The organism is Cryobacterium sp. RTC2.1 (assembly GCF_035018685.1).
Classification (GTDB): domain Bacteria; phylum Actinomycetota; class Actinomycetes; order Actinomycetales; family Microbacteriaceae; genus Cryobacterium; species Cryobacterium glucosi.
The window spans coordinates 1-17,719 of sequence record NZ_JASJXJ010000074.1 but is presented as its reverse complement, the minus strand read 5'-3'; the positions used below and the strand labels follow the sequence as shown (position 1 = coordinate 17,719).

The 17,719-nt window shown below is 70.4% G+C and carries 17 protein-coding genes; 10 read left to right on the top strand and 7 right to left on the bottom strand.

All coding sequences use genetic code 11. From position 1 onward, the window contains the following. Positions 1 to 126: 126 nt before the first annotated feature. The 6 genes from QN357_RS10775 (at position 127) to QN357_RS10750 (ending at position 6,121) form a co-directional block, all read left to right on the top strand. The gene (locus tag QN357_RS10775) at positions 127 to 858 is read left to right on the top strand and encodes a PspA/IM30 family protein (protein WP_134449815.1); all 732 of its coding nucleotides are present in this window, start codon (positions 127 to 129) and stop codon (positions 856 to 858) included. A gap of 96 nt (positions 859 to 954) precedes the next feature. Next, the gene (locus tag QN357_RS10770; protein ID WP_134560668.1) at positions 955 to 1,788 is read left to right on the top strand and encodes an arginase family protein; all 834 of its coding nucleotides are present in this window, start codon (positions 955 to 957) and stop codon (positions 1,786 to 1,788) included. A gap of 142 nt (positions 1,789 to 1,930) precedes the next feature. After that, positions 1,931 to 2,782, top strand: a complete 852-nt coding sequence (locus QN357_RS10765) for a crotonase/enoyl-CoA hydratase family protein (RefSeq protein ID WP_277612980.1) — start codon at positions 1,931 to 1,933, stop codon at positions 2,780 to 2,782. A gap of 31 nt (positions 2,783 to 2,813) precedes the next feature. Further along, the gene (locus QN357_RS10760) at positions 2,814 to 4,259 is read left to right on the top strand and encodes an NAD(P)/FAD-dependent oxidoreductase (RefSeq protein WP_323504874.1); all 1,446 of its coding nucleotides are present in this window, start codon (positions 2,814 to 2,816) and stop codon (positions 4,257 to 4,259) included. Between the two features lie 114 nt (positions 4,260 to 4,373). Next, positions 4,374 to 5,351, top strand: a complete 978-nt coding sequence (locus tag QN357_RS10755; protein WP_322136329.1) for an ATP-binding cassette domain-containing protein — start codon at positions 4,374 to 4,376, stop codon at positions 5,349 to 5,351. After that, positions 5,348 to 6,121 carry an ABC transporter permease gene (locus QN357_RS10750; RefSeq protein WP_323504873.1) on the top strand — a complete coding sequence of 258 codons (774 nt, stop codon included), beginning with the start codon at positions 5,348 to 5,350 and terminating at the stop codon, positions 6,119 to 6,121. The genes QN357_RS10755 and QN357_RS10750 overlap by 4 nt, the downstream gene beginning before the upstream one ends. 30 nt (positions 6,122 to 6,151) lie before the next feature. Here the strand turns inward: QN357_RS10750 and QN357_RS10745 are convergent, their stop codons facing one another. Then, on the bottom strand, positions 6,152 to 9,142 hold the full coding sequence (locus QN357_RS10745; protein ID WP_323504872.1) for a hypothetical protein: 2,991 nt from the start codon (positions 9,140 to 9,142) through the stop codon (positions 6,152 to 6,154). Positions 9,143 to 9,185: 43 nt separating this feature from the next. Between QN357_RS10745 and QN357_RS10740 the strand changes: the two genes are divergently transcribed. Next, entirely contained in the window at positions 9,186 to 9,557 is a 372-nt protein-coding gene (locus tag QN357_RS10740) for a Fe-S oxidoreductase (protein ID WP_134561919.1), read from the top strand. Beyond that, the gene (locus QN357_RS10735) at positions 9,554 to 10,426 is read left to right on the top strand and encodes an SDR family NAD(P)-dependent oxidoreductase (RefSeq protein ID WP_134560645.1); all 873 of its coding nucleotides are present in this window, start codon (positions 9,554 to 9,556) and stop codon (positions 10,424 to 10,426) included. The genes QN357_RS10740 and QN357_RS10735 overlap by 4 nt, the downstream gene beginning before the upstream one ends. A gap of 37 nt (positions 10,427 to 10,463) precedes the next feature. On the opposite strand, the gene QN357_RS10730 is transcribed toward QN357_RS10735, so the two are convergent. The 3 genes from QN357_RS10730 to QN357_RS10720 form a co-directional block, all read right to left on the bottom strand. Continuing rightward, the gene (locus QN357_RS10730; protein ID WP_322189567.1) at positions 10,464 to 12,005 is read right to left on the bottom strand and encodes a catalase; all 1,542 of its coding nucleotides are present in this window, start codon (positions 12,003 to 12,005) and stop codon (positions 10,464 to 10,466) included. Between the two features lie 37 nt (positions 12,006 to 12,042). Then, positions 12,043 to 12,555: a Fur family transcriptional regulator gene (locus QN357_RS10725; RefSeq protein ID WP_134449805.1), complete on the bottom strand. Its 513-nt coding sequence runs from the start codon at positions 12,553 to 12,555 to the stop codon at positions 12,043 to 12,045. An 82-nt stretch (positions 12,556 to 12,637) separates the two neighbouring features. Beyond that, positions 12,638 to 13,204, bottom strand: coding sequence for a MarR family winged helix-turn-helix transcriptional regulator (locus tag QN357_RS10720; RefSeq protein ID WP_134563866.1), 567 nt, complete (start codon positions 13,202 to 13,204; stop codon positions 12,638 to 12,640). A gap of 61 nt (positions 13,205 to 13,265) precedes the next feature. On the opposite strand from QN357_RS10720, the gene QN357_RS10715 reads away from it, so the two are divergent. After that, positions 13,266 to 15,338 carry an MMPL family transporter gene (locus QN357_RS10715; protein WP_322189566.1) on the top strand — a complete coding sequence of 691 codons (2,073 nt, stop codon included), beginning with the start codon at positions 13,266 to 13,268 and terminating at the stop codon, positions 15,336 to 15,338. Between the two features lie 57 nt (positions 15,339 to 15,395). Continuing rightward, entirely contained in the window at positions 15,396 to 16,052 is a 657-nt protein-coding gene (locus QN357_RS10710) for a hypothetical protein (protein ID WP_322189565.1), read from the top strand. Positions 16,053 to 16,080: 28 nt separating this feature from the next. On the opposite strand, the gene QN357_RS10705 is transcribed toward QN357_RS10710, so the two are convergent. From QN357_RS10705 to QN357_RS10695, 3 genes are all read right to left on the bottom strand, one after another. Further along, positions 16,081 to 16,470, bottom strand: coding sequence for a hypothetical protein (locus tag QN357_RS10705; protein ID WP_134449801.1), 390 nt, complete (start codon positions 16,468 to 16,470; stop codon positions 16,081 to 16,083). Positions 16,471 to 16,473: 3 nt separating this feature from the next. Further along, positions 16,474 to 17,052, bottom strand: coding sequence for a GNAT family N-acetyltransferase (locus tag QN357_RS10700; protein WP_134449800.1), 579 nt, complete (start codon positions 17,050 to 17,052; stop codon positions 16,474 to 16,476). 27 nt (positions 17,053 to 17,079) lie between these two features. Beyond that, a partial coding sequence (locus QN357_RS10695) for a uracil-DNA glycosylase (RefSeq protein ID WP_323504871.1) occupies positions 17,080 to 17,719 on the bottom strand: 640 nt, incomplete at its 5' end.

Genomic DNA, 17,719 nt, shown 5'->3' with positions numbered 1-17,719 from the left:
GTGCGGGCACCCGGTCCCGCCGCGGCGGGGGCGGGAGGTTCTGACTCACTTCACCCCATACAGCGGAAGCACACAGACACGCGCCACACTGGACCCGCCCGCAGAATCACTCGAAAGGACACTGTCATGACCAAGCAATCCATCTTCGGCCGCATCGCACAACTGGCCAAGGCGAACATCAACTCCCTGATCGACTCGGCAGAAGACCCGAAACTCATGCTCGACCAGATGGTGCGCGACTACAGCAACAGCATTTCGGATGCCGAGGGTGCCATCGCGGAGACGATCGGCAACCTGCGCCTCCTCGAGGACGACCACCGGGAGGACGTCGAGGCCGCGGCGGAGTGGGGCGGGAAGGCACTCGCCGCGAGCCGCAAGGCCGACGAGCTGCGCGCAGCGGGCAACGCCGTGGACGCCGACAAATTCGACAACCTCGCCAAGGTCGCGCTCGGCCGCCAGTTGCAGTCCGAGAAAGAGGCGAAGGCCGCCGAGCCGCAGATCGCCTCGCAGACCACCGTCGTCGAACAGCTCAAGACCGGTCTCAACGCGATGAAGGAGAAGCTCGGCCAGCTGTCCGCCAAGCGGGACGAGCTCATCGCCCGCTCGAAGACGGCCGCGGCGCAGACCAAGGTCATGGACGCCGTCAAGAGCATCGACATCATGGATCCCACGAGCGAGGTCAGCAGGTTCGAGGACAAGATCCGCCGCGAGGAGGCCAAGGTGCGCGGGGCGAACGAGCTCGCCGCGTCGAGCCTCGACGCCCAGTTCGAAAGCCTCGAAGACCTCGGCGAACTCACCGAGGTCGACGCCCGCCTGGCGGCGCTCAAGTCCTCCGGCGCGAGCGAGATCGAGAAGTAGCCCACGGCGCTAAACCGCCGAGAGGGCACACTTTTGAGTTCGGAGAACGTGCGCGATGCCCTCGCGCGCGACAAGCCGCGAGGCGCATACTGGAGTATGGCTCCCTCCTTCGTTGTCGTGCCGCAATGGCAGGGTTCGGTTTCTCCGCGCGCAATGCGCCTCAGCGATGGTGCGGAGGCGATCCGGGGTGATCTCCCGTCCTCCGCGACCGTCGAAGTCCCGGTTCCGGTCGAGGCCGGCGACGCGCAGGACACCGGCATCGACCGGTTCTCGAGCCTCGTCATGGTGCGCGAGCGCCTCACCCGTGCGCTGCGCGACTGCGTCACCCCCGTCCTCACGATCGGCGGCGAGTGCGGCGTCTCGCTCGCGGCCGTCGGCCACGCCTCGGCGCGGCATCCGGGCGGCCTTGCCGTGGTCTGGCTCGACGCCCACCCCGACCTGCACACCCCCGAATCATCGCCCTCCGCAGCTTTCGGCGGCATGGTGCTCCGGGCGATCGCCGGCGAGGGTGTCGACGGGCTCGTGCTCGGCGCGGACGAACGGGTGCCGTTCGACCGGATCGTGATCGCGGGAGCCCGCGACATCGACCCGGCCGAAGCCGAGCTCATCGGTGCGGCGGGCATCCGCAGCCTGTCGATCGAGGAGCTCGAGACGCCGGACGGCATTCTCGCCGCGGTCCGCGCGACGGGGGCGCCCGCGTTCTACCTCCACCTCGACCTCGACGTGCTCGACCCCTCCGTGCTGACCGGGCTCTCGAACCTCCTTCCCTTCGGACTGAGCGTCGAGACCCTCGGCCGCACGATCACTGCGCTCAGGGCCGAGTTCGAGCTCGCCGGTGCCACGATCGCGGGCTTCGCGCCCGCCTCCCCCGAGGCCGCGAACGACGACCTGCCGAGCATCCTCCGGATCATCGGCGCCCTCACCCGCTGACCCGCGCACCGCAACGTCGGAGATTTTCGCCACACGCCGTGAATCCGGGCAGCGGATGCCGCGGGTCGCGCAAAACTCCGACGTTGCGTTGTCCTGCACCGCGGGCAACGCCCCGAAACCCACCAGCACCAGGAAGGCATCCGTGAGCGAGCAGCGCAGCACCGAACAGAGCCGAACAGAGCACGACCCCGGCGGGCAGGACCGCGCCCACCAGGAACTCCGGGTGCTGACCGAGCGGCGCGGGCACGTGCTCCTGATCGGGCTGAACCGGCCGGAGAAGCGCAACGCCGCCGACCTGCTGATGCTGCAGCAGCTGTCCCTTGCCTACGGCGAGCTCGATCGCGACCCCGGGCTCAGGGTCGGCCTCGTCTACGCCGTCGGCGAGCACTTCACGGCCGGCCTCGACCTCGCCGACATCGGCCCGCGCCTCGGCCCGGACGGCATCGACATGGTGCCGGACGGCGGGGTCAACCCCTGGCAGGTCGACGGCCGAGCGGTCTCGAAGCCGGTGGTGATGGCCGTGCAGGGCACCTGCCTCACACTCGGGATCGAGCTCATGCTCGCGAGCGAGATCTCGGTCGCTGCCGCCTCGACGCGGTTCGGGCAGATCGAGGTGGCCCGCGGCATCCTGCCGTTCGGCGGAGCCACGATCCGGTTCCCCCGCGCGGTCGGCTGGGGCAATGCGATGCGCTGGATCCTCACCGGTGACATGTTCGATGCCGCGGAGGCCCTGCGGATCGGGCTCGTGCAGGAGGTCGTCCCCGACGGCACCGAGTTCGACCGGGCGCTCGAGCTCGCCGGGCGGATCGCCGCCCAGGCCCCGCTCGCGGTGCAGGCGACCCTCGCGAGTGCGCGAGACGCCGTGCGACTCGGCGATGCCGTCGCGGAGGCCGGGCTGCAGCCGACCCTCGGCGTGCTCGCCGCGAGCGAGGATGCCCGGATCGGCATGGAAGCATTCCGCACCAGAACCGCGGCGGAATTCGTGGGGCGCTGAACCACGTGACTCATCGACGACAGGAGACACCATGAACGACCAGACCACGACCTACGACGTCATTGTGATCGGCGGCGGTGCCGTCGGAGAGAATGTCGCAGACCGCACCGTTCAGGGCGGGCTGAGCACGGTCATCGTCGAAAGCGAACTCGTCGGGGGCGAGTGCTCGTACTGGGCGTGCATGCCGTCCAAGGCCCTGCTGCGGAGCGGAACGGCACTCTCCGCCGCACGCCGGGTCGGCGGAGCCGCCGAGGCCGCGACCGGTGAGCTCGACGTCGCCGCCGTGCTGCGTCGCCGGGACTCGTTCACGAGCCACTGGGCGGACGACGGCCAGGTCGGCTGGCTCGACTCCGCGGGAATCGCCCTCGTCCGCGGGCATGCCCGCCTCAGCGGCGTTCGCGAGGTGACCGTCACCGGCACGAACGGGACGACGACCGTGCTCACGGCCCGACACGCCGTCGTGGTGAGCACCGGGTCCTCCGCCGTGCTGCCCGACATCCCAGGAATCGGCACCGTCGACCCCTGGACCAGCCGCGAGGCCACGAGCGCCCAGCACATCCCGGAGAGCCTCGCCATCATCGGCGGCGGTGTCACCGCGGCCGAAATGGCCACGGCGTACACGTCGCTCGGCGCCCGGGTCACGCTCATCGTGCGCCACTCCCTCCTCGGCAAGGAAGAACCGTTCGCCGGCGAACTCGTCATCGAGGCCCTGCGCGCGGCGGGAGCGACGGTTCTGACCGGCGAGGCTCCCGTTCTCGCGATGCGCTCTGCCGACGGCGACGTCGTACTCACCCTCGCGAGCGGTGGAACCGTCACCGCGACAGAGGTCCTCGTCGCGACGGGTCGCGCACCGCGCACCGACGACCTCGGGCTCGCGTCCGTCGGGCTTCCCGACGGCGGCTGGCTGACCGTAGACGACACCCTGCTCGTTCAGGGCGACGCGGCGGACCTCGCCGGCGACTGGCTGTACGCGACCGGCGATGTCACGCATCGGGCCCTCCTCACCCACCAGGGCAAGTACCAGGCGAGGGCGGCGGGCGACGTGATCGTCGCCCGCGCCTCCGGCCGGGCCGTCGACGACTCCCCCTGGGGCACCCACGTCGCCACCGCAGACCACTCCGCCGTCCCCCAGGTCACCTTCACCGATCCCGAGGTCGCCTCGGTCGGGCTCAGCCAGGCGGCGGCAGAGAAGACCGGCCTCCGGATCCGGGTGCTCGACTATCCGATCGGAAGCGTCGCCGGAGCGAGCCTGCAGGCCGATGGCTACACCGGCATGGCCAGGGCCATCGTCGATCTCGACCGGGAAGTGCTCATCGGCGTCACGTTCGTGGGCCAGGATGTCGCGGAACTCCTGCACGCGGCGACCATCGCCGTCGTCGGCGAGGTACCGATCAGCCGGCTCTGGCACGCGGTCCCGGCCTACCCCACGATGAGCGAAGTCTGGCTGCGCCTGCTGGAGGCATACGGCAGGCCGTAGCGCGGCATCCGCTGCCCGCAGCCGGCGCTGACGGCGGCTGACGGCCGCTGACAGCGCGCGGCAGCGGGGCGACAGCGCGGGAATTGTCTACTGGTGTCCTACCCAGGAGGCACCATGACCGCAGCAATCGAAGCCCGCGGGCTCACCAAACGATTCGGCACGACCCAGGCACTCGCCGGAATCGACCTCACCGTCGAACCCGGCCGGGTGCTCGGCGTCCTCGGCCCCAACGGCGCGGGCAAGACCACCGCCGTGCGCATTCTCGCGACCCTGCTGAAGCCCGACGCCGGCACCGTCACGGTCGCCGGCTTCGACGTCGTCACCCACCCCGTCGACGTGCGCCGCCGGATCGGCCTGACCGGCCAGTACGCGAGCGTCGACGAGGACCTGCGCGGCGTCGAGAACCTCGTGATGATCGGGCGCCTCCTCGGGCTGTCCCGCTCCGATGCGAAGGCCCGCGCCGCCGAGCTCCTCGAGGAATTCGAGCTGACCGACGCCGGTGGCCGCCTCGCCAAGACCTATTCCGGCGGCATGCGCCGCCGCCTCGACCTCGCGGCCTCGCTCATCGGTCGTCCGAGCGTCGTCTTCCTCGACGAACCGACCACGGGCCTCGACCCCGCCAAGCGCGACGACGTCTGGGAGATGATCCGCACCCTCGTTCGCCAGGGCACGACTGTGCTGCTGACGACGCAGTACCTCGAAGAAGCGGATGCCCTCGCGAACGAGATCACCGTCATCGACCACGGTCTCGTCATCGCCCACGACACCCCGGAGGGCCTGAAGCGCCAGGTCGGCGGGCAGACCCTCGAGGTGCGGCCGGCCGACGACCGGGACCTGGACCGCGTCACCGCCCTGCTCGCCTCCGTCGGCACCCGCGCCCCCGAGTTTCCAGCCCCGAGCCTCGTCTCGGTCCCCGTCGCCGGCGCGGATGCCCTCACCGCGACCGTCGCCCGGCTGCACGCCGAGAACATCGCCGTCACCGAGCTCTCGCTGCGGCTCCCGAGCCTCGACGAGGTCTTCTACTCCCTGACCGGTCACACGCCGGCAGTACCCTCGGCGCCCGGCCTCGTCACGGAAGGAGCCGCATCATGATCGTCCGCGACTCGCTGATCCTCGCCCAGCGCACCGTCACCAAGATGGTGCGGAACCCCGAGCAGTTCCTCGACGTCTCGGTGCAGCCGATCGTGATGACGGTGATCTTCGTGTTCATCTTCGGCGGCGCGATCGCCGGGACGAGCCAGGACTACCTCCAGTTCGCGCTTCCCGGCATCATCGTGCAGACGATCATGACCACGGCGATGACCATCGGCGTCAACCTCAACTCCGACCTGAAGAACGGGGTGTTCGACCGGTTCCGCTCCCTGCCGATCGCCCGGTCCGCCCCCCTCATGGGCGCCGTGACCGGCGACGTGGTGCGGCACAGCATCGCGATCGGCGTCACCCTCGCCTTCGGCGCGGCGATCGGCTTCCGCTTCCTGACCCCGTGGTACTCGGTTGTGACGGCCATCGTGCTGATGATCGTGTTCGCGATGAGCCTGTGCTGGACATCCGTGTTCATCGGCATGCTCGCCCGCAGCTCGGGCGCCGTGCAGGGCTTGTCGTTCCTGATCGTCTTTCCGCTCACCTTCGGCTCCTCGGCGTTCGTGCCCGCGGCGACCATGCCCGGCTGGCTCCAGGGCTGGGTCGCGATCAACCCGGTCACCCACGTCACCGACGCGATGCGCGGCCTCCTGGTCGGCAACTCGATCATGACCCCTGGCACAAGCGTCGGCGGCGAAGTCCTCTGGGTGCTGCTCTCCTGCGTCGTCCTCGTCGGCGTCTTCTTCCCCCTGGCGATGCGCGCATACCACACGAAGCTCTAGCGCGATTCCCTCCCGCGCGCGGGGGCGGGATCAGCCGGCCGGGTCGATCAGGGCGCGGAGGGTCGCGAGGGCGTGCGGGCGCGAGGAGGGCGCCGGCGTCGCCCGGTCGATGCCGTGGGCGGCGGCGGCCTGTTCGATCGCGATCGCTCGCGGTTCGAGGCGGTCGTAAGCCCCGATGATCGCCGAGGAGAGGTCGAGCGCCCGCACGGCCTCCTCGACCTGCCCGCGGGCGAGCGCGAGGCCGCCGAGACTCAGTGCGACCTGGCCGATCACGGGGTGGTCGAGGCTCGCGATCGCGGCATCCGCGGCCACGCGAATGGCCCGCTCCGCGGCATCCGCGTCGCCCTGAAGGAGCTCGAGCTCCGCGCGGCGCACCCCGATCATGGCGACGAGCTGGGCGGGCATGTTCGGCCAGCCGGACGCGAGGTCCTCGATCCTGGCGAGCCGGGCGCTCGCGGCTCCCGTGTCGCGGTCGTTCAGGTCGAGCACGAGTGCGGTGGCCTCGGCCTGGATCACGGTGAAGATATTGCCGGACTCCGCAGCCCCTGCGAGGAGTTCATCCGCGCGCTCCCGCGCCGCCGCGAGCCTGCCCTGCCGCAGCATGATCGACACGGCGAGCGCCTGCTGCTGGGCGAGGTCCCAGCTCGAGGTGATGCGGCTCATGTTCGCGGTCGACGCGTCCGTCACGTCGAGCGCCTCGTCCAGGCGCCCCTGCAGGCTGAACCACTCCGCGCGCATCTGCTGCGCGAGAGCGAGGCCCCAGAGGTCGCCGATCGCCTCGAACGCGCGCACGGCGTGGGCGGATGCCTCGCCGAGCTCGGCGATGTCGCCGCGGTTCTGCGCCGTGGCGGCCCGGATCACGTGCAGCATGGCCGCGGGCCAGGGATCAAGGCCGAGTTCCTCGCCGCTCGGGATCCGCACCCGCAGCATCCAGCCCTCCTCGCCGAACGAGGTCCGGAACGCGGACAGGAGCGGGAAGGCGAGCTGCATCAGTTCGCCGCCCCTCCCCGGCGGGTCCTGCGCCCACGCGTCGAACGCACGCCGTGCGGCCTCGGCGAGCGCCTCGGGGACGAGTGCCGAGTCACGAGCGGCATCGGGATTGGCCTCCTCTGCGGAGAAGGCCCGGACGACCGGCGTGAACAGCACAATGGCGCGTGCTTCATCGCTGTCGACCTCTGCGGCCAGTTCGCTCACCGCGCCGAGCCAGACGCCGAGCTCGTCCCTCCGCTCCCGGATCCCCCAGTACCACACGCAGGCGAGCGCGACCCGGACCGCGGGCTCGGCGAGACGCGCGCTCGTTGTGTACCGGAGCGCCGCAGTCACATTGTCGTCTTCGGCGTCGAACCACGCGATCGCCTCGCGGATCCGCGGCCCGCGCATCAGCGCATCGGCGGCCTCCGCCCGCACCGCGATGTATCCGGCCTGCGCCGCGCGTTCGGCCGCGAGGTTCCCGGCCTCCGCGAGCCGTTCGATGCCGTATTCGCGGATGGTCTCGAGCAGCCGGTAGCGTCCGCGTTCGCGGTGCAGCAGCGACTTGTCCACGAGGCTCTCGAAGACGGATGCCCCGACGAGCCCGGCCGTGGCGGCGACGTCGGCCGCATCCCGGGTGTCGATCCCGGCGGGGAACACCGCGAGCCGGCCGAGCGCCGTGCGTTCGTCCGCCGAGAGCAGGCTCCAGCTCCAGTCGATCAGGGCGCGGAGGGTCTGGTGCCGCGGCAGTGCCGTGCGGTACCCGCCGGTGAGGAGGGTGAAGCGATTGTCGAGGCCGTCGAGGACCTCGTCGAGGGTCATCGTGCGGAGCTTCGCCGCGGCAAGCTCGAGGGCGAGCGGCAGCCCGTCGAGGCGCGCGCAGATCCGGGCGGCGCCGGCCAGTTCCCCGGTAGCGAGGCCGGCGCCCCGCGCGGCGAGGGCCCGCTGGCCGAACAGCTCGAGAGCGGCGAACTCGCGCAGGCGCTCCGGCGACCCCGGCGTGTCCGGAGTGTCGATGGCGGCCTCGAGCTCTGACTCGCTCGGGTGCGGCAACGACCCGACGGTGACGAAGGACTCGCCGGGGATTCCGAGCGGCTCGCGACTCGTAGCGAGAATCGTCAGTGCGGGCAGGACGCCGAGCAGGTTCTCCGCGAGCCGCGCGGCCGCGTCGATGACGTGCTCGCAATTGTCGAGCACGAGCACGACCGCGCGCCCGAGAAGCGCCTCGACGACCCGCTCGAGGCTGCCGACGGGCTCGACGGGCGCGTCCGAGGTGCGCAGTTCGCGCCCGGTGGCCGCGAGCACCGCGGCAAGCACCTCGCCCGGACCCACCGGGGCGAGCTCGACGAGCACGGCACCACGGATGCCCGCTGCCGTTTCGAGCGCGAGGCGCGTCTTCCCGATTCCCCCGGTTCCGACGATCGTGACCAGCCGGGACACGGCGAGCTGCTTCTCGATCGCCGCGAGTTCACGCTCCCGGCCGACGAGGCGGGTGAGGGACACCGGGATGCCGCGGGCCGCGGAGGGTGCGAAGGCCGCGGAGGGTGCGCAGCCATCCGGGGCTGTGCCATCCAGGGCTGTGAGTTCGAGTGCCCTGGCCCGGTCGCGGGCGAGGTCGCGGAGGAACCAGTCGAAGTCCGGGGACGGGATCCAGGGTTCGCCAGCCCAGAGCGCGAGGGCCGCGAGCGCGGCGCGTCGGGCATCCGCCGGCAAGGCAGTCCCCGCCGCGGCAACCGCCTCGGCGACGAGGTCTTCGAAACGGAGTGCGTCGACATCGGACCTGGCGAGCAGGAGGCGGTAGCCGCCGACCGTCGACTCGATCACTCCGGGAGGGAGCTGGGCCCGGAGCCGGGAGACGATGGACTGGAGGGCGGCCCGCTGGTTCTCGGGCACATCGCGGGACCAGACGTCCTCGGAGATCGCCCGGTAGCTCACCGCCGTTCCCGCGTCGACGGCAAGCCGGAACAGCACGGCGAGCTGCATCGACCCCGTCACGGGAACCTGCCGTCCGTCGTGCTCGACACTCAGTCCGCCCAGCAGTCGAATTCGCACGGGGTTAACTCTAAGTGCCGGTCAGGCGGCATACGCTTGAGTGATGCTCCGGATCCTTTTCGATTCCCCCCTCAGCAGGGCCGGGTATCTCTATGCGACGGCCGTCGGGTTGGTCTGGGGAGGGCTCCTCAGCACCGGGCGCGTCGAGCGGCGCGGCGGCCTGATCGTCTTCCGTGGCCTGCCGAACTGGGCCTTCGGCCGCGGCGGGTCCTGCGTCGGCGGCTGCTACCTCACCCGGGACAACGTCTCCGACGCGATCCTCGAACACGAGGCCGTGCACAAACGGCAGTGGCAGCGCTACGGCATGCTGTTCCCGCTGTTCTACCGTGCGGCCGGCAGCAACCCGCTCACCAACCGTTTTGAAATCGAGGCCGGCCTGGAAAAGGGCGGCTACCTGACCAAGAGGAAGTCATGACCGACACGTCCGAAGCATCCGCACCGTCCGCTCGCACCATCATCATCACCGGGGGCAGCGACGGCATCGGCGCGGCCGCGGCCCGCGCGCTGAGCCGCACCGGCGCATCCGTCGTCATCGTGGGACGCTCGGCGGCCAAGACCGCCGCCGTCGCAGCACCGCTCGGCGCCGACTCGTTCACCGCCGACTTCGCCAGCCTCGACGAGGTGCGCGCTCTCGCCGCGACCCTCCTCGAGCGCTACCCGCGCATCGACGTGCTCGCCAACAACGCCGGCGGCATCATGGGCAAGCGGGTCCTCACCGTCGACGGCCACGAGAAGACCTTCCAGGTCAACCACCTCGCGCCGTTCCTGCTCACGACGCTCCTCACCGACCGGCTGCTGGAGAGCCACGCCCGGGTGATCAACACCGCGAGCGTGGCGAACAGCGTCTACGCCCGGTTCGACATCGACGACCTCGATGCGAGCGCGAAGTATTCACCCAACCGGGCTTACGGCAACGCCAAGCTCGCCAACATCCTCTTCACCCGCGAGCTGCACCACCGCTACCACGAGCAGGGCCTCACGACTGCGGCGTTCCACCCCGGCGTCGTCGCGACGAGTTTCTCGTCGAACTCGACGAGCGTGATGCGCTTCATCTACCAGACCCCGCTCAAGCGGATGCTGATCACACCGGAGCAGGGCGCAGACACCCTGGTCTGGCTCGCCACGGCTCCCCTGGACGAATGGATCTCCGGCGAGTACTACGACAAGCGCCTGGTCGCGAAGGCGAACAAGCTCGCCTACGACCCGGCGCTCGCCGCAGCCCTCTGGGAGCGCAGCGGGGCGATGGTGGCTGCGACCGCCCAGGCCGCACCCACCCTCGAATAGCCGCTACGGCGTCCGCCCGCTTACTCCGAGTACCGCGTTACTCCGAGTACTGGGCGGATGCCTCTGCGAGCATGTCCGCCTCTGCCCACGTCGCGAGGTTCGCGCGCAGTGCAGCGCCGAGCGTGGCGTCGACGCTCGTCCAGTACCAGATCGCGCGTTCGGTGACCTCAGGGCGCTGCACGCCGCTGATCGCACCCGTGATGGTGTCGAGGAAGCGGGCCTTGGCCGCGTCGTCGAACACGTCGCGATAGAGCGTCCCGGCCTGGCCGAAGTCGCTGTCCTCGCTGCGCAGCACGGCGGCGGCACGGAGCAGCTCGCCGTCGTTCTCCCAGCTGCCCTCGCCCGCGAGCAGCGGGTCGGCCACCGGGCCGCCGAGCGAGTTCGGCGCGTAGTTCGGGGCCTCTGGAGCGTTGAAGTGGTGCCTGCCGGCGCCGTCCTGCGAGTAGTTGTTCACCGGGGCTGCGTGCGGGGCGTTGACGGGCAGCTCAGCGTAGTTCGTGCCGACCCGGTATCGCGCGGCATCCGGGTAGGAGAAGATGCGCGCCATCAGCATCTTGTCGGGGCTCGCCGCGATGCCGGGCACGAAGTTGGCCGGCGAGAACGCGGCCTGCTCGATTTCGGCGAAGAAGTTCTGCGGGTTGCGGTTGAGCGTGTGCACACCGACCTCGATGAGCGGGTAGTCGGCGTGCGGCCAGACCTTGGTCAGGTCGAAGGGGTTGAACCGGTAGGTCTTGGCGTCCTCGTACGGCATGATCTGCACCGAGACGGTCCAGGACGGGAAGTTGCCTGCCTCGATCGCGTCGTGCAGGTCGCGGCGGTAGTAGTCGGCGTCTGCGCCGGCGATGAGCTCGGCCTCAGAGCCCTCCATCTCGACGTTGCCCTGGTTGGAGGCGAAGTGATACTTGACCCAGAAGCGCTCGCCGGCGGCATTGATCCACTGGTAGGTGTGCGAGCCGAAGCCGGGCATCTCGCGCCAGGAGCGCGGCAGGCCGCGGTCGCCCATCAGGTAGGTGACCTGGTGCGCGGACTCCGGCGAGAGGGTCCAGAAGTCCCACTGCATCGTGGCATCGCGCAGGCCGGAGCCGGGCAGCCGCTTCTGGGAGTGGATGAAGTCGGGGAACTTGATGCCGTCGCGGATGAAGAACACCGGGGTGTTGTTGCCGACGATGTCGTAGTTGCCCTCCGTCGTGTAGAACTTGACCGAGAAGCCGCGCACGTCGCGCCAGGTGTCCGGACTGCCCTGCTCGCCGGCGACACTCGAGAATCGCTGCAGCGTCTCGGTGCTCGTGCCCGGCTGGAAGACCGCGGCGCGGGTGTACGCGGACACGTCGCCGGTGACCTCGAACACGCCGTGCGCTCCGCCGCCCTTGGCGTGCACGATCCGCTCCGGGATGCGCTCGCGGTTGAACTGCGCGAGCTTTTCGACCAGATAGCGGTCGTGCAGGGCCGCGACGCCGTCCGTCCCGACGGTGAGGGAATGCTCGTCGCTCGCGACGGGGGTTCCGGTCTGGGTGGTGGTCGGCTTGATCGGCCCGGTGTTCGACTCGCTGTTGGACTCGCTGTTGGACTCGGTGGTCATGCTGCTCCTTTGTTCGACTACATGTGCACTGCGTAGGTCAGGGATGAGTGGGTGGATGGCCGGCCGGGAGATGGGGCTCTGCGCCCGCGGCCTGGCAGTCGGGGCAGAGCCCCCAGTAGGTGACCTCCGCGGCGTGCACGGCGAAACCGGCCGCGTCGCTCGGCTCGAGGCAGGGCGCCTCGCCGACGGCGCAGTCCACGTCCTGCACGGCGGCGCAGCGCGAGCAGATCACGTGGTGGTGGTTGTCGCCGACCCGGCGCTCGTAGAGCGCAGGAGACCCGGACGGTTCGATCCTGCGGGTGAGACCCGCCGAGGTGAAGGCCGCGAGCACGCCGTAGACCGCCTGCAGCGACGTTCCGGGCAACTCGGTCCGCACCACGGCGAAGAGCCGCTCGGCACTCGCGTGCGGGGAATCGTCGAGGGCCCGCAGCACGGCGAGGCGCGGCGCGGTGACCTTGAGTCCCGATCGGCGGATGCTGTCACCGAGCTGCCCTGGCTCGCCCGGCCGCGAGAATCCCGGGTTTTTGCTCGGCGTCCCGGTCGTCGTCATGCCCTCACGCTAACAGTTGTTTTGATTTCCTCAAAACAATTCACCGAATGTTCAGAAACGCCGGATGTTCAGGAAGCGGGGGTCAGGAGCGGGGAGCGGTGTCGCCGTCACCATCGGCGCCGCCGGCGAGGGCGCCGCGGTAGACGTCGAGCACCCGCGACAGGAAGGCCGCGATGACCTCGCGCTCCTCCGCCGGGAGGTCACGGGTGACCGTGGCGACTCCCCCGATCACCGGCATGAGCGCTCCGACGGCCTTCTCCACCGATTTCGCTGCGGGCAGGACGACGACCTTCCGCCGGTCCGAGGTGTGCGCCTCGCGCCGGGCATGACCGAGTGCGACGAGCCGGTCAACCACAAGGGTGGTCGCGGCCGTCGAGATGTCGAGCCGCCGGGAGAGTTCGCTCGGCGTGAGCGAACCGGCCGTGATCAGGTGTTCCATTGCGGACAGGTCGGTCGGATTCACCGCGAGGGCCTGTCCGACCTGGCGCTCGAACGCCCGGGACAGCACCACGAATTCCCGCAGCTGGGTGCCGATCTCGCCGGAATAGGGCAGGCCGATGTCGTTGTCGCCGACAAGGGGTTGGACGGCGCCGGTCGGCGCACCGTTTGGTGCACCAGCCGGGAGCGGGGACTTGCGAGGCTCTGCCATGACCGCCATACTAGTCCTGACATTGCTAGGATGCTTAGCAATCAGGACTATTGGAGGAAAAGTGCTCGGGATTGTGCGCATCATCACGGGTCGGCGCACGGCCTGGGTCGTCCTCGTCGGCGCCGTCATCGCCGTCGGACTGCTGTTCGCACTGCTGCCGAAGAGCGCCGGGAACGACTTCCCGACGTCCGGGCTGCCCACGTCGAGCCAGGCTGCCAGGGTCGATGCCCTCCTCGCCGACTTCCCCTCGGCGAAGCAGACCTCCGCGATCGTCGTCTGGAACCGCGGTGGCGACACGACCGGCGCGGAGAGCGCGCTGACGGAGACGGACAAGGCCGCGATCACCGCGCAGGCCGCCGAACTCGGCGCACTGTCGACCGCCCCGCGGGCGACCACGCCCCGGTTCAGCGACGACGGGCTCGCGGCGATCAGCGTCGTGCCGCTCGAGGCCGCCGCCGTCAGCGCCGACGTCAAGGGCACGGCCGCGGACATCCGCTCGGCCGCCTCGAGCGACCTGCCCTCCGGCCTGAGTTCCTACGTGACCGGGCCGGTCGGGTTCCAGGCCGACATCTCCAACGCCTTCGCGGGCGCCGATTTCCGGCTGCTGCTCGTGACCGTGATCGTCGTCGCGGTACTGCTGATCATCACCTACCGCAGCCCCGTGCTCTGGATCGTGCCGCTCGTGGTCGTCGGACTGGCCGACGGGCTCGCCGGCGTCGTCGTGAGCGCCCTCGCCGGGCCGTTCGGCATCACCCTGGACGCAAGCGTTTCGGGCATCCAGTCCGTGCTCGTCTTCGGTGCGGGCACCAACTACGCACTGCTGCTCGTCGCCCGCTACCGCGAGGAACTGCTGCACACCGAGAGCAGGAACGAGGCGATGCGGATCGCCGTGCGGAGCGCAGGCCCCGCGATCGCCGCGAGCGGAGGGACCGTCGCGCTGAGCCTGCTGACCCTGCTCTTCGCCGAGCTCTCCGGCAACCGCGCGCTCGGTTTCGCCTGCGCGATCGGTGTCGTCATCGCGATCCTGTTCGCCCTGATCGTCCTTCCCGCCGCCCTCGTCGTCTGCGGCCGCGGGCTGTTCTGGCCGTTCGTGCCGCGCTACGACCCCGCGTCGCCCCGCGTGCACACCGGATTCTGGTCCCGGCTCGGCCGCGGCGTCGCCCGGCACCCTGTGGCGATCATCGTCGCCTCCGCGCTCGGGCTCGGCGCCCTGAGTCTGGGACTGGTCGGGGCATCCGTCGGGCTCTCGCAGGCGGACCAGCTGCTCGGCAACCCGGAATCGGTGCAGGCGCAGGCCATCGTTGACGCCTCGTTCTCGTCGGGGCTCACGAGCCAGACCATCGTGCTCGCACCGGATGCCTCGGCGACAGAGGCCGCGAGCCTCGCCACAACGACAGCGGGCGTCGCAACGGTGCAGCCGGGCGAGAGCGCGAACGGGCGCACCCGGCTCAACCTGTCGCTTTCGAGCGAACCGGGCAGTGAGACGACCTTCGCCACCATCACCGCGCTGCGCACCGCATACGCGGATGCCGGCGGCGCGGTCGCGGATTCCCTCGTCGGCGGCACAGACGCGACGGCCCTCGACACCCGCACGAGTTCGCAGCGCGACCAGGACCTGATCCTGCCGATGATCCTCGCGATCGTCTTCGGCATCCTCGCCCTGCTGCTCCGCTCCCTCGTCGCGCCGGTCCTGCTGATCCTGAGCGTGCTCGCGACGTTCTTCGCGAGCCTCGGCGCTTCCAACCTGATCTTCCAGAACCTGCTCGGCTTCCCGGCTTTCAATACGAACGTCGTGCTGTTCGCGTTCCTGTTCCTCGTCGCGCTCGGGGTGGACTACAACATCTTCCTCACGACGAGGGCGCGGGAGGAGGCCCGGCTGCACGGCACCCGGGAGGGCATGGTGCGCGCCCTCTCCTCGACCGGAGCGGTGATCACGAGCGCCGGCATCCTGATCGCAGCGGTCTTCGTCGTGCTCGGGGTACTCCCGGTCGTCGCGCTCGCTCAGATCGGCGTGATCGTCTGCCTCGGCGTGCTGCTCGACACCCTGCTCGTCCGCACCCTCGTGGTTCCCGCGCTCGTGTTCCTCACCGGCGACCGGTTCTGGTGGCCGTCGCACCCGGCACTCCGCGAGTAGCGGGGCACCGAGCCCCGGGCGCCGAGCGCCGGCAGACCTCGCGAGTACAGTGTCCGCATGACTGCGGTGCTCGAGCGGATGCTGCCGGCGTGGCTCGTTCGGCATCCGCTGCGGTCGGGCTGGGCCTGGCTGGCCCTCTGGGGTGTCGTGGTCGCCTCCGACGCCCTCTCGCCCTGGGTTCCCGGTCCCGGCTGGTACGCGGTCGTGCTGCTCGCCGCGCTGCCGGCCCTCGCGGCGACAGTGTGGCTGCTCGCGGCCACACCGCGCGACCACCTTCCGCCCGCGAACGACTCGGTGCTCGGCCATTTCTTCGTGCGATTCCTCGCGCTGTGTGCGGCATTCCTGGTCTGGGGGGTGTCCGTGGTCGCGAGTTCGTCGATCTCGACGGCGATCCAGGCCGCGGCCAATGACAATGACGCCGAGGTGACCGGGCTCGGCTTCACGCTCATGCTCGCGGCGATCCCGGTGGTACTGCTCGTACTGTGGATGGCCTTCGTCGTTCGGTGCAGCTGGTTCCTGCGGCGGTTGCGCGGCTGGCGCGAGCTGCCGGAGGCGCACGCGGTTCCGGAGGACTTCCTGCGGACCAGCCCGCGCTTACGATCCGCGATCGTGGGGCTCGCCCACCCGGGGCTGCTCCTCGCCGGCGGGCTCGGGGCATCCGTGCTCGCCGTGCTTCTCGGCGGACCCGAGTTCACGCTGCATCTCACGCCCTGACCCGCGCCCCCGGACGGGGCAGTGCGGCTCAGCGGGCGAGCGGGCCGCCGACCTTGGTCAGCAGCGTCTGGAACGCGCGGGGTGCCGCGCGGAGCTCCGAGCGGGCCGTGAGCGCACCGGCGGCGTGGAAGGCCTGGGCGACGTTGATGATCTCGTACTGCACGAGCGAACCCTCCTCCTCCGCGAGCACGCGGTACTCGCCTCGGTACCACCAGTCCCCCTGCACCACGATCAGGCGCTCGGCGGGATCGGCCCGGAAATGCCGGTTGATCGTGGCGACCCCCTCGCTCGGTGCGGGCATCAGCGCCGCGAGCAGCCGCACGAACACGGTCTCCGGCGGCGCTTCGAGGTGCCCAGCGAAGGACCGCAGCACGGTGTGTCGAGGCGGCAGCTCGAACGAGACCTCCGGATCGGTCACGGGTTACTTCAGGCTCTTCTGGAGCAGCACGGTTCCGAGCCAGCGGTCGAACTTGAAGCCGACCTTGCCCATCCGGCCGATCTCCTTGAACCCGAAGTCGAGGTGCAGCTTGATCGACGCGTCGGCGCCCTGGTCGGCGATCACGGCGATGATCTCCTTGAGGCCCGCATCCTTGGAGCGCGTGATGAGCTCGCCGAGCAGCACCCGGCCGAGTCCCTTGCCTGTCGAGGCCGCTCCGAGGTAGATCGAGTTCTCGACGGTGAACCGGAACGCGCGCTTCTCTTTCCACGGCGTCACGAGCGCGTAGCCGAGGATCTGACCGGCGGGCGACACGGCCACGATGAAGGGCATGCCGAGCTTGCCGAGGTAGTAGAACTTACTGCGCCAGGCGGCGAGGGTCATCGGGTCGACGTCGAAGGTGACCGTGCTGTTGGCGACGTAGTAGTTGTAGATCTCGCGGATGTACGGCAGGTCGGTGATCAGCGCGTCCCGCATCGAGTACTCGAACGGAGCCTCGGTCTCCGGCGCCGGGCGCAGGTGCCTGGGCAACTGCCGGCGCGGCTGGTATTCCTCTTCAAGCATGGCTGGCTCCTCCCACGGACTTCCAGATTACCCGAGTGTCCAGTCGACGGGCGCTGCGCCCTGCTCGGCGAGGAGCGCGTTCGCGCGGCTGAAGGGCCTCGACCCGAAAAAGCCCCGCCGCGCGGACAGCGGGCTCGGATGCGCCGACTCGATCACCGGGGTGTTGCCGAGCAACGGCCGCAGCCTCGCGGCGTCCTTCCCCCAGAGGATCGCGACGAGGGGCGTGCCGCGGGCGACGAGGGCACGGATGGCCTGGTCCGTGACGGCCTCCCAGCCGTGCCCGCGGTGCGAACCCGGCTCACCGGCGCGCACGGTGAGCACCCGGTTGAGCAGCAGCACTCCCTGGGCCGACCAGGCCGAGAGGTCTCCGGTGCGCAGGGTCACCCCGACGTCCGACTGGAGCTCGGCACCGATGTTCACGAGGCTCCGCGGCAAGGGCCGCACGGCGGGATCGACCGCGAAGGCGAGGCCGAGCGGATGCCCCGGCGTCGGATACGGGTCCTGGCCGACCAGGAGCACGCGTACCGCCCGGAACGGTTCGCGGAAGGCGCGCAGCACGGTCGCCGGCGCCGGCAGCCAGGGTCGCCCGGCGGCCGACTCGGCGTCGAGGAAACCGGTCGCCTGGGCCAGCGCGCCCGCCGCGGGGGCGAGGGCCGCTGCCCAGCCG